The sequence below is a fragment of the Algoriphagus sp. genome (assembly GCF_039969895.1).
GTDB lineage: Bacteria > Bacteroidota > Bacteroidia > Cytophagales > Cyclobacteriaceae > Algoriphagus.
In genome coordinates, this window is sequence record NZ_JBDVMZ010000012.1 from 471094 (window position 1) to 483427 (window position 12334).

Annotated in this window: 12 protein-coding genes; 8 read left to right on the plus strand and 4 right to left on the minus strand. The window is 40.9% G+C overall.

Annotated elements, in window-relative coordinates:
• Window positions 1-135 precede the first annotated feature (135 nt).
• The gene (locus ABJH64_RS08205; protein ID WP_348275494.1) at window positions 136-456 is read left to right on the plus strand and encodes a HEPN domain-containing protein; all 321 of its coding nucleotides are present in this window, start codon (window positions 136-138) and stop codon (window positions 454-456) included.
• Between the two features lie 41 nt (window positions 457-497).
• Window positions 498-815: a nucleotidyltransferase domain-containing protein gene (locus ABJH64_RS08210; protein WP_348275493.1), complete on the plus strand. Its 318-nt coding sequence runs from the start codon at window positions 498-500 to the stop codon at window positions 813-815.
• A gap of 18 nt (window positions 816-833) precedes the next feature.
• Here ABJH64_RS08210 and ABJH64_RS08215 read toward each other — a convergent pair whose 3' ends face one another.
• A complete protein-coding gene (locus ABJH64_RS08215) occupies window positions 834-1196 on the minus strand; it encodes a DUF1304 domain-containing protein (RefSeq protein WP_348275492.1) in 363 nt (120 codons plus the stop codon).
• A gap of 165 nt (window positions 1197-1361) precedes the next feature.
• Here ABJH64_RS08215 and ABJH64_RS08220 point away from each other — a divergent pair, with 165 nt between their 5' ends.
• Window positions 1362-2741, plus strand: coding sequence for a tRNA/rRNA cytosine-C5-methylase (locus ABJH64_RS08220; protein WP_348275491.1), 1380 nt, complete (start codon window positions 1362-1364; stop codon window positions 2739-2741).
• Between the two features lie 39 nt (window positions 2742-2780).
• On the opposite strand, the gene ABJH64_RS08225 is transcribed toward ABJH64_RS08220, so the two are convergent.
• Window positions 2781-3116 carry a n-acetylglutamate synthase gene (locus ABJH64_RS08225; protein WP_348275490.1) on the minus strand — a complete coding sequence of 112 codons (336 nt, stop codon included), beginning with the start codon at window positions 3114-3116 and terminating at the stop codon, window positions 2781-2783.
• Window positions 3117-3385: 269 nt separating this feature from the next.
• Here ABJH64_RS08225 and ABJH64_RS08230 point away from each other — a divergent pair, with 269 nt between their 5' ends.
• A complete protein-coding gene (locus tag ABJH64_RS08230; protein ID WP_348275489.1) occupies window positions 3386-5038 on the plus strand; it encodes a M1 family metallopeptidase in 1653 nt (550 codons plus the stop codon).
• 18 nt (window positions 5039-5056) lie between these two features.
• On the opposite strand, the gene ABJH64_RS08235 is transcribed toward ABJH64_RS08230, so the two are convergent.
• A complete protein-coding gene (locus tag ABJH64_RS08235) occupies window positions 5057-6724 on the minus strand; it encodes a PQQ-dependent sugar dehydrogenase (protein WP_348275488.1) in 1668 nt (555 codons plus the stop codon).
• 328 nt (window positions 6725-7052) lie between these two features.
• A complete protein-coding gene (gene hflX, locus ABJH64_RS08240; protein ID WP_348275487.1) occupies window positions 7053-8300 on the minus strand; it encodes a GTPase HflX in 1248 nt (415 codons plus the stop codon).
• A 199-nt stretch (window positions 8301-8499) separates the two neighbouring features.
• Here hflX and rfbC point away from each other — a divergent pair, with 199 nt between their 5' ends.
• The 4 genes from rfbC to ABJH64_RS08260 all read left to right on the plus strand — a co-directional run bounded on the left by rfbC (window position 8500) and on the right by ABJH64_RS08260 (window position 12327).
• On the plus strand, window positions 8500-9051 hold the full coding sequence (gene rfbC, locus ABJH64_RS08245) for a dTDP-4-dehydrorhamnose 3,5-epimerase (protein ID WP_348275486.1): 552 nt from the start codon (window positions 8500-8502) through the stop codon (window positions 9049-9051).
• Complete coding sequence (locus tag ABJH64_RS08250; RefSeq protein WP_348275485.1) at window positions 9051-9797, plus strand: CpsB/CapC family capsule biosynthesis tyrosine phosphatase; 747 nt, start codon at window positions 9051-9053, stop codon at window positions 9795-9797. Before rfbC ends, ABJH64_RS08250 begins: the two co-directional genes overlap by 1 nt.
• A 16-nt stretch (window positions 9798-9813) precedes the next feature.
• Window positions 9814-10767 (plus strand): NAD-dependent epimerase/dehydratase family protein, encoded by a 954-nt coding sequence (locus tag ABJH64_RS08255; protein ID WP_348275484.1) that lies wholly within the window; start codon window positions 9814-9816, stop codon window positions 10765-10767.
• 144 nt (window positions 10768-10911) lie between these two features.
• Window positions 10912-12327: a tetratricopeptide repeat protein gene (locus tag ABJH64_RS08260; RefSeq protein WP_348275483.1), complete on the plus strand. Its 1416-nt coding sequence runs from the start codon at window positions 10912-10914 to the stop codon at window positions 12325-12327.
• Window positions 12328-12334 lie beyond the last annotated feature (7 nt).

A 12334-nucleotide genomic window follows, 5' to 3' on the forward strand; every position in this document is an offset into this window, starting at 1 on the left:
GCAAAGTTTCATTAATTGAACTTTGCGCTTTTTTGGATTTTCATTTTAACCTACAGACTCCTGTCAAGATGTGTAGATTTTGACTAAATTTGAAATAATATCAAGTTCTAAGGTATTCTTTAATAAGATGACCCAATGAAGATAAATCTTGAAAAGCAGCTTTTATATTGGCAAAGTGGCGCGGAAGAAGACTTGGAGGTAGCTGAACTACTCATTGAGAAAGAAAAATACTTACATGGTTTATTCTATTGTCATCTAGTTATAGAGAAAATATTAAAAGCTCATGTAGTTAAAACTACTGGACAATTAGCTCCAAGGTCTCATAACTTGATTTATCTATCAGAAAAATCGAAACTGTATTTAGACGATGACACATTAGATTTTTTTGGGATTCTTATGAAATATCAGTTAGAGGGGCGATATCCCGGATATAAACCCTTTGTGCCAGAAAAATAAACAGTCATAAGCTATCTAATCCAAACAAGAAACCAACTGACATGGCTCAAGGAGAAGTTATAGAACTTTTGAAAAAGTATATTGAGCTACTTAGAGCAGAAGGGATTTCTGTGAGTAAAGCATTTTTATACGGTAGTTATTCTGAAAAATCGGCAACTGATCAGAGCGATATTGATGTACTTCTTGTCTCTGATGGTTTTGAAGAATCAAATGACCTTTTAGTAGGAAAGGTATGGAGACTTACAAGTCAAATTAATTCAAGAATTGAACCTATTTTGATGGGAACTGAAAAGTATGAAAATTCTGATAATTCTCCTCTTATAGAGAAAGTGAAAGAAAGCGGAATTCAAATTGTCTAACTTTTCTAAACCCCCTTTTCACTTCAAATGCAACAAAACCAACGCTATCAAAGCTGGTAATCCCTGAATCCAGAATATTTTTTTGCTTGCGGTAAATGCTCCATAAACGCCTGCAATTAATACGCATGTAAGGAAAAACACTGCTACATAAAAAGACCATTTTTGATCCTCGATCAGCAAAGACCAAATTAAACCAGCCACCAAAAATCCGTTATACAACCCCTGATTTGCTGCGAGAACTTTTGTGTGTGGAAAAACATCTGCCGGAATTTTTCGGAACGTTTTCCGCCCAATCGTATTCCAGGCGAACATCTCAAAGTAAAGAAAATAGAGATGAAGGGCAGCTATGATAGCAATCAAAATATCAGCGAGTAGTTGCATGGTGTGATGGTTTAGGGAAAAAGATAAGCATTTGAATTCAGTTTCCAGTGTTCAGTCTCAGCTTCCAGTATTTTCCTAAGATCACTAATTTTCAAACTTGCCATAAACAGTGTTTTAAGGAAAATGAAAACTGATTAACTGCGACTGAGACCTTACCTTTGCCTCATGCCAGAATCCAACCTCCCCGCCGACTTTGAGAATCAAATGCTCGAGCTACTCGGTCAAGCCGAATTTGAGCAATTTAAACAAGCAATTAACAAACCTTCCTGCACTTCTATCCGGTTAAATTCGGCCAAAGGCTTTTCTATATCCTGGCCAAAATCTCCAATTCCATGGAGCCAAACTGGTTTTTTTCTCAAAGAGAGGCCATCTTTTACTTTGGATCCGGCCATTCATGCAGGCGCATATTATGTACAGGAAGCTTCGTCGATTTTTATAGAACATATACTCAACTCACTCGCTATTCCAAAGGGAATTTATCTAGATCTAGCAGCGGCTCCTGGCGGAAAATCTACGTTATTATCGGCCTATTTGGGCGATGAAGGAATGCTGGTTGCCAATGAAGTGATACAGCCAAGAGCACAGATTTTGAAGGAAAATATCGTCAAATGGGGCCTTGGAAATGCTGTGGTGACTAATAACGACCCTGAGCATTTTGCACCATTGGAAGGGTTTTTTGAGTTGGTTTTGGTCGATGCCCCTTGCTCTGGAGAAGGGATGTTTCGTAAGGATCCACAGGCCAGAGAGGAATGGTCGATTGACAATGTGCAGCTTTGCTCTGCTCGTCAAAAGCGAATTATGGATCAGGCAGGAGCTTTGGTGAAGGCTGATGGCTATTTGGTTTATAGCACTTGCACATTCAATGAAAGTGAAAATGAAGATATGATTCGATTTTTGACGGAAGAGTTCTCCTATGAGCCTGTTAGAATTCTACTGGTAAAAGACTGGAATATTCGTGAAACGGAAGTTCTAACTGGTGAAGGAAAGACGTTTTATGGGTATCGTTTTTTTCCGCATTTGGTAGAAGGGGAAGGGTTTTTCATCACGATTTTGAAGCGCTCAAGTGAAGCCTACATCCAGGAGCCAAAGCGTGTCAAAGACTTCAAGCACCCGTATTTGAAGGAGGTTTTCAATAACGAATCAGCTGCATTGGATGAGGAGTTGGGTTTGGATGGTACAGGAAAATACTACACGCTGAACGATTCCTATTTTAGGATTTCTAAGGTTTGGAATGTACATTTTCAAAAGATCTCTCAGCATTTAAGTCTAAAGTATTTTGGTGTGGAAATTGGTAAAAAGCAGAAAAATGATTGGATTCCTACTCATGATTGGGCGGTTTCAATTTTGCCAAAAAAGGACTTTCCTTCACATGAGCTTTCAGAAAATGATGCCATCGAGTTTTTACGTAAAAATGAGTTTGAAATAGCAGATTTACCGATAGGCTGGGTGTTGATCACTTACAAAAACCTACCGCTTGGCTGGATCAAAAATCTAGGAAATCGTGTGAACAACTACTATCCAAAGGAGTGGAGGATAAGGATGTAATGTAGAAGTAAAAGATCTGAAGTCTAAAGTATTAAGGTTTCAAACTTCCTCAAGCACAGACTCTCCAGCCGAGGCATCTCCCGAAGTCCATTGCCAAGTTTCGTAGAGGCGGATTTTGCCATTTTCTAAGATTTCAGGCTTGGATTGACAGATTCCAGTCATCAGTTCACCAGCGGCATTCACCTGATGATAGCGCATGTTGATATTTCCAGCTTCGTCCACCAATCCGATCAGATGACCTGAGACGATTTTCCCGCCAGCATATTCACAGGTCAGTAGATTACCTTTTTGGTTATAATGGAAAATTGTCTCTGCTGAGGTTTCTCCATTTTCCGTATTGCTGACTGGCCGGAAAGTTTTGTTGTTGTAATTCATAGTTAAAAGTTTTATGGTATTCGCTAATATTTATAAAAGCCAAAGCAATACGAATACAGCTTAACACTATCGAGAATGTTCACATCGGTCACCTGTCATCCAACATCTAGCCATTTGAACAAAAAGAATTAGGTTGGCTCCCACATTGAGAATCCTAATTAATGATGGCCTCATCTCACCAAAATTAAACCCTTTCGTGGAAATCCATGCCTTCACAATAAATCCTAACCAGTATCTTGTGAATTCGAATCCCAAATTTTGACTTTCCCATGAGATTTATACTTGCTACTTTCTGCCTACTCTTTTGCCTAAGTGCCAATGCTCAGATGTTTCCCCACGGAGAGAAATTCACCAGACAGGACACCCTGCGCGGGACGATCACGCCTGAGCGAGCTTGGTGGGATTTGCAGTACTATCACTTGGAAGTAAAAGTCGATCCTGAAACGAAATCTCTTTCTGGCAAAAATACCGTGCGATACAAAGTACTTGAAAATGCTAGTCGAATGCAGATTGACCTTCAAGCACCCATGAAACTGACAAAAGCGGAACAGGGTGGCGAAGAACTGGAAATCGAGCATGAGGGGAATGCCCATTTTATAACTTTGAAAGCCGATCAAACGATTGGTGAGGAGAAGGAAGTAGTACTTACTTTCTCAGGAACTCCAGTTGAGGCAGTTCGACCTCCCTGGGATGGGGGATTGACCTGGAAGACAAATAGTAATGGCTTACCTTTTATCGCAAATTCCAATCAAGGACTTGGGGCCAGCATCTGGTGGCCAAATAAGGATCACATGTATGATGAACCTGATCAAGGAGTACTTATCAGCGTGACGGTGCCAGAAAATCTCATGGATGTATCAAACGGTCGATTGATAGCAACAGATCACGACAAGACCGCCAAGACCAAAACTTATCACTGGGAAGTGAAAAACCCAATCAACAATTACGGCATTAATATCAATGTAGGCGACTATGTCCATTTCGGGGAAAAATACAAAGGAGAAAAGGGAGAGCTGGACATGGATTATTATGTGCTTCGCGAAAATCTAGACAAAGCCAAAAAGCAGTTTAAAGAAGCACCGAGAATGATGGAGGCCCTAGAACATTGGTTTGGGCCGTATCCGTTTTATGAAGACAGTTATAAATTGGTTGAAGTGCCTTACCTAGGGATGGAACATCAGAGTTCGGTGACTTATGGAAATGAATATGGAAATGGGTACTTGGGTCGTGATCTAAGTGGCACAGGTTGGGGATTGAAATTTGATTTTATCATCATCCACGAGTCGGGTCATGAGTGGTTTGCCAATAATATCACCTATCGAGACATTGCGGATATGTGGATTCATGAGGGATTCACTTCGTATTCTGAAAATTTGTTTTTGGATTATTTCTACGGAAAAGAAGCCGCTTCTGCCTATACCTTGGGTTTGAGAAAGGGAATTTCAAATGACATCCCTATCATCGGAACGTATGGAGTAAATCAGGAAGGTTCAGGTGACATGTATAACAAAGGACATAACATGCTTCACATGATCCGTCAAATCGTTAATGACGACGAGAAGTGGAGATCCATCCTAAGAGGATTGAACGCTGAGTTTTACCATAAAACTGTAACCACACGACAGATAGAAAGTTATATCTCACAGAAAGCCGGAATCGACTTGAAGCCAGTCTTTGACCAATACCTCAGGGACGTGCGTATTCCTATTTTCAGTTATTACCTGCAGGATGGCACGTTGCATTACCGCTGGGAAAATGTAATCTCGGGCTTCGATATGCCTGTGAAGATCTACGTGGATGGTAAGGAAATGAACTTGAAACCTACTCAGCGTTGGCAGTCAGTTGATGTTTCGCAGAAAAATGCCAAAATCACTGTGGATAAGGATTATTATGTGGGGACGATGAATATTTCGGGGAATTGAGTTTCTATTTAGTGTCTTCTATTCCCTAATCTTATAAATTTTCCCTTCGGTCTTGCTCATGATATAAATTGTGTTTTCAGCATCCTTACCAAATTTCAGATCCACCCGATCATTCTTTACGAGTTCTCGTAATGTCATTTCCTTTCCTTCGAAAACAACTCCCCAGCTCTGAACGGACATTTTTCCCAGTTCCTTGAGATCGGAGAAAAATAATCTGCCTGATAAAACATCTCCGAAAATAAATTTGCCTTGAAGTTTTCCGTAAGGCATTTCATATCCTGCGAAAATTGCCGCAAGCTCATCATGATCCAGCTGAATTTCTGGATAGGTGATTCCTAGATTTTCATCGCCAGCCTGTAATGAAAAAACATCTCTGAAGTTGCCATGGGGATTGATGATAAATCGCCCTTCCCGAATTGGCCAGCCATAGAAATGGCCAGCTTCAATTTTATTTAGCTCCTCTATGGAGTGCTGACCTATATCTGTAGCAAACATATTTCCAGAGGCATCCCAGAAAATTCGGTTAGGATTTCGAAAACCATACGCATATACCTCCCCTGCTTTACCTTCAACAGTTGCAAATGGATTGCTAGCTGGAATCCCATATTTCCCGTTGGTGCTATTGCTTCCTTTTGGATCGATTCTCAAAATACTGCTGTAAACACTTGTTGCTTTATTATCAGACAGGTAGGCGGCACGTTTTTCCGTGAGCCCACCGTCACCAAATCCTATATAGAGCAAACCATAATCCTCATCTCCTCTTTTGGCATGTGGATTAAAGGTCAATTCCTGCATGCCATGAGCTTGGGAAGGAATGTCTATTCTTAATACTTCTTTTTCCGTACCCGAGAAAATGCTCGCATCGGGATCGGAGGCTTTCCACTCTGTCAATACCCATTGCATGAAGACACGAATGGTGTCAGAGTAACCGAAATCCGAAGCTTTCACCTTCCCTGCATCAGTATGGGCAGTGTAGAAAATTCCGTTTTGATCAAAATCAGGATGAAAAGCAAAACTAGCCATACCTGTTGCCCACCCAGGCTTGCTGACCATGTCAGGTTTATACTCAGTGATGGGAAGGTAAAGATTCGGTTTATTGCCGAGCAATTCATAGAGTCCGACGCGTTGATCATTGACGAATAGGCGACCAGAATTGCGTTCTGCCTCCATTTTGGTCATTTTGGCCAAAGGTGCTTTGGGATCTGATGCTGGTAGCTGTGCAAAAAATTCCAGTTCCAAACGAATGCCCGAATCAGGAATGCTGTCTGGAATAGGATCCTTTAGCCCCACTTGTGCAACTGTATCCGGAAGAAGTTCGAAGGTGTGGAGGTAGCTTAAGATATCGTTCAGCTCTTGCTCCGAAAATCCCCCATACGCAGGCATGGTTGTCTTATACTTTTCCACCAAACTAACTGCTCTAGCATCGCCCGAAGCGATAATTTTTGAAGGGTCTTTAATAAACTCCCTTATCCAATCTGTGGATACATGATGGGTAACTCCACTTAGGTTTGGACCTATGCCATGCTGGTCAAAACTGTGGCAGGTACTACAGTTTGTCTCAAATAGGGATTTTCCAGCTTGAATTTGATCCACATCAGTACTGATACCTTCACCGATTTCCTGTTGCTGATTACAAGAAAAAAGTGATGTACTGATTAAAAGCGAGCGTATGAGGGTTTTTATCATTTCTAGTAAAATGTGACTTTTACACATCTCCCAAAAAAGCAAGTTTAATTTGATTTGCTATCCTGCTATATCTTTTTTGTACCAGAATGAGCAAAAAAAATCCTCCATTCAGCAAAAAGCCGCTGAATGGAGGAAATAGGATACAAGCATGAAAAGAAATAGTTTCTACCAACCCTATCTAGTTAAACGCAAGTATGCCAGTATTCAAAATTCCCTTGTTCAACCAGATAGAAGCCCGATGACCGGTGACCGATAAACCTGAATTTTTAACTTCACCAAATCCTATTTTGCTTTTGGCTCTTTACTGGTAACGAAGCGGAAATAGATGTTAATCTATTTTGAAGGTCTCATCTTCCATGTAATTAGGGTAGATTTTTCGATGTTGTTTTTTTACTTCAGCGATAAGTGCCTCACGAAACTCATGTACATTCTGACCGCTAGCTGCAGCCATAAATACCGGAGGAATTCCAGTTTTCTTTCCATACGCATCTGCCAAAGCATCAAAATCCAGGAAATCTGCCTCTTCCAGTTCTAGCTCAGTCATCTTCATGCTTTCTTCTTCGGAAGGCATAGTTTCTACCAGATCTATCTTATTGAAAACAAGTAAAATTGGCTTATCTCCAGCCTTGATTTCGTTCAATGTTTCTGTGACCACCGCGATGTGATCTTCAAAATGCGGATGAGAAATATCAACGACATGTACCAGTAAATCCGCCTCTCTAATCTCATCGAGGGTGGATTTGAAAGCTGCGATTAGGTGAGTAGGCAGTTTGCGAATAAATCCAACGGTGTCTGAAAGCAAGAAAGGGATATTCTCCAGCACTACTTTTCTAACGGTGGAGTCCACTGTTGCGAAGAGTTTGTTTTCTGCCAGAATATTAGTCTTGGTGATCAGGTTCATTAGTGTGCTTTTGCCCACATTGGTATATCCAACCACGGCTACACGTACGATTCCTTTTCTTCCTTTTCGCTGAGTTTCCCCCTGTTTTTCTATTTCACGAAGTTTCTCCTTGAGTAAGGTGATCCTTCCTCTAATGTCCCGCTTATCGGTTTCTATTTCCTTTTCTCCAGCTCCACCTCGGGTAGTGGTACCACCTCGCTGACGCTCCAGGTGAGTCCACATGTTGGTCAATCGTGGCAATAAATACTGGAATCGGGCAAGCTCTACCTGCGTTTTTGCCTGTGCGGTTTGGGCTCTTTGTAGGAAAATATCTAAGATCAACAGCGAGCGATCGTAGATTGTCACCTTGAGCTCGTTCTCTAAGTTTCTCATTTGAGAAGGAGAAAGATCATCGTCAAAGATGACCATATCGACCTCGAAATGCTTGATGTATGCCTGGATTTCCTCTAATTTGCCTGAGCCTACGAAGGTCTTGATGTCTGGCTTTTCCATTTTCTGGGTGAAGCGATAGACAGTTTTCGCACCCAGAGTTTCTGTTAGGAATGCTAATTCATCTAAGTATTCTTCCGTTTGCTGTTCGGTTTGATATTGGCGAACTACACTTACTAAGATGGCAGTTTCTTCTTTGACTGCAGTTTCGTGGAGTTTGGAAAGTTTGCGTGTATGTTTACTCATTAATTTATGGCTATGACAAAACAATGCCAAACTCTAACATTTAGTTTCCAAACTGTAGAAAAATGGCAAGTTGGGCTCTTGTTTTTTCGAATTGTTCGTTGGTATGCACTAAAGTTCAGCATATTTCCTTAGAATTGATTAGGATAGTGTTTTGAGGGGTGGTTATTTTGCCTTTTAAAGCTAAAATCAAAATTATTCCATGGCCCAAGTAATAAAAGCGCCCTTAGAAGGTGTTTTAGAGATATTTCCCAGAATTTTTGAAGATCAAAGAGGGTATTTCTTTGAGTCCTTTCGAGCCGATTGGCTGGAAGCTGCAGGAGTGACGCATGGATGGGTGCAAGACAATCAGAGCTATTCCCAACGTGGAACCGTTCGTGGTCTTCATTTCCAGCGTGGAGAATATGCGCAGGCGAAGTTGGTGCGTGTGATTCAAGGAAAAGTATTAGATGTGATCGTAGATTTGAGGAAAGATTCACCCACTTTTGGGAAAAAGTATTCTGTTATTCTCGATGGCGAAAGGAATAATCTGATGTACGTTCCTACCGGTTTTGCACACGGGTTTTCTGTACTGGAGGATGCTATTTTTGCCTATAAATGTTCTAATTATTACCATAAAGAAAGTGAGGGTGGGATACTGTGGAATGACCCGACTCTGAATATAGACTGGCAGGTCAGCGAGCCAATCACTTCTGAAAAGGATAGCGATTGGCCTACTTTGGAAGAGTTCAGACATAGTGAAGGAGGATTGTAATGGGATTTTTGGATCTGTTTAAGAAAAAATCAGAGGTGATTGAAGACCTTGACCTGAGCTGGTTGGAGGTCGATATGCATTCGCATTTAATCCCTGGAATCGACGATGGATCCAAGACTATGGAAGAATCCCTTGATCTGATCAAGAGGCTTTCTTCTTATGGCCTGCGTAAAATCATCACTACGCCACACATCATGTCGGAGTATTACCGCAATACCCCGGAGATAATCTCCATGGGTTTGGAAGATCTTCGTAAGGCAGTCCAAAAGGAAGGCATTACCATAGAAATAGAGGCGGCTGCTGAATATTACATGGATGAAATTTTCCTTGAGAAAATCAAAAATGGAGAAGAAGTTCTAAGCTTTGGAGACAATTATATTTTGGTGGAGACAGGATTTATCAATAAACCTCAGATGCTGTTGGAGACCATTTTCCAATTGGAAATGGCAGGATTTCGACCAATTTTAGCTCATCCGGAGCGGTATCAATACTTATTGTCAGACAAGGGGTTAGTACAGGACTTGAACGATAGAAACATCCTTTTTCAACTCAATTTACTTTCTCTCACTGGCTTCTATTCAAAACCTGTCAAGGATTTTGGTGAGATGCTGGTGGAATCAGGCCGCGTTAAATTTTTTGGAACTGATTGCCACAACCCACGTTATTTGGATATGTTGGAGACCTTACCCAAGTCAAAAATATACAGCAAAATCAAGCAACTCGATCTGCTCAATTCTTCTCTGTAACTAGCGGAGCAAACCAATGAATATTCTCATTACAGGTATTACAGGATTATTTGGTAGCTATCTGGCCAAGGAATTTGCTAGGCTCGGGGCTATTCATGGGTTCATCAGACCTGAATCTTCGCTCAGATTACTAGAGGATGTAGATTTTCCTATTACATGGCATAAAGGCGACCTAGCCGACATTGAGTCAATTGAAGAGGCGCTCGGAGGAATAGATTTGGTCATCCATGCTGCTGGAAAAGTGTCTTTTGATTCGCGCGATAAGGATAGTTTGCATCACATCAATGTGGACGGTACCACCAATCTCGTCAATGCTATGCTAAATACAGGAGTGAAGAAACTCCTTCACGTCAGCTCTGTGTCTGCCATTGGCAGGAGCCCCGAGTTGATGAAGCTCGATGAGAATTTCAAATGGACGGAATCTCCTCTAAATACAGATTATGGAATTTCGAAGTATCTGGCCGAATTGGAGGCATGGAGAGGCGAACAAGAAGGGTTGCAATTGATTGTAGTGAATCCATCCATTTTGCTAGGAAAAGTCAGTGATGATCGAAGTTCTACTGACCTCTATCACTACGTGCTTGAAGAAAATTCATACTATCCAAAAGGCGATCTAAATTACATCGACGTTCGTGATGCAGCTCGGCAAGCAAGAGAATTAGTAGAGCATGAAGCTTGGGGAGAGCGGTTTATTCTGAACCATGAGCGTATTTCCTATAAAATCTTCTTTGAAAAAATGGCTACGGCATTTGGTAAGAAAGCTCCTCATAAAGAAGTCAAGCCGGGTTTGCTGAATTTTGTGGTTTTTTTCAATACAATTTTCAGAAAAATAGGGCTGAGTAAAAGTCCTCTGAATAAGAAAACAGCGATGATTTCTCAGCAAAAAGTGTTTTTCGACAACACTAAGGTGACCAAGCTATTGAATTCTCACTACCGTGGCTTGGATGAAACCTTAAATTGGTCCAAGTAAACTAATTCGGTAACGTAATCGTTGCTTCTCCAACCCTACAACTGAAAGAACTTAGGTTCTCCATCGAGGAAAATAAATTTTAACAAATCGAGAGATTGAGACACCAAATTATTTGGTATCTTAAATAAACCATAACACATCCTAATGACCGGAGATCACGATCACGATTGGGAAAATGACAAGAAGCTGGTAGAGCGATTTGAAAATTCCCTGCAATCCAATCTGGACCTTTATTTCGAAGAGGAAGAATTGGAAGACATCATTAGATTTTACTTTGATCAACAAAAGTTTCTGAAGGCGCTTCGTGCTGCCGAATTCTCATTAGAACGATTTCCATTTTCGGTGGAAATTAAGTTGCTACAAGCTCAATGCTTGATTTTTAATGATGAATTGGAAGAAGGTTTGGGCATCTTGGAAAACATCAATAACATTTCCCCAAATAATGAAGAGATAATCCTTGCATTGGCAAATGCCCATATCTTGTCGGGGACAACCCAACAAGGCATAGAATTATTGGAGAATTTTCTTCCATTGGCTGAGGACAAAGCGGAAGTATATTATTCATTGGGCAATATGTATCGTGTCCAAAACAATAATGAAAAAGCAAGCTACTACTTTAAAGAAGCGGTTAAGAATCGCATCAATCACGAGGATGCGCTGTTTCAGCTGGCTATGATTACGGAGGAAGAAGGATCCTTTGATGAGATTCTAGATTTCTATCAGGAATTCATAGATCAAGATCCATACAGTGCCGGAGCTTGGTACAATTTGGGAGTGGTTTACAATAGACTTGGGCGATTTGAGGAAGCGATTAAGGCTTATGATTATGCGATTTTGATCGATGACGCCTTTGCTTCTGCCTATTTCAATCTCGGCAATGCTTTGATGAATACCCAGCAATACGAGCTGGCCTTGGAAGCTTACCAAAACACGATTAACTGTGAGGGAGCGAATGCCGAGAATTGCTGCTATATGGGTGCTGCCTATGAGAAACTAGACAAAATCGATGAGGCTTTTAAATATTTTAAGAAGTCAGCGAAGTTTGACGAGGAATACGATGACGCGTGGTTTGGTCTGGGGATGTGCATGCTGAAGAAGGAAAAATTCTTTGAAGCCATACATTATTTCAAAAAAGCCTTAAATCTTACTAAAGAAAATTCTAATTATTGGGTAGGTCTAGCCGATGCTGAATTTAACCTTGGCAATATGCAAGCCAGCTCCGAAGCCTATGAAGAAGCGATTAATTTGGAGCCTGGAATTTTGGAAACCTATGTTAATCTGGCACTTATCTATTTCGAACAGAATCGTTTTGAAGAGGCAATAGACGTCACTAAGGAAGGTATCGACGAAATGCCAGAGGAAGCAGAGCTTTATTATCGCTTAGTCGTCTATCTCATCAAAATGGGCAATTACAAAGAGGCGTTTTCAGTTTTGGAAAATGGTTTAACTTTGGACTTTGAAAAGCATACCCTCTTGTACGAGTTGATGCCTGAGCTAAAGCAACAGAAGGCCTTGTACAAGATTATTGCCCAATACCGAGAGGAGAATCTCGATTCTTAACATTAAT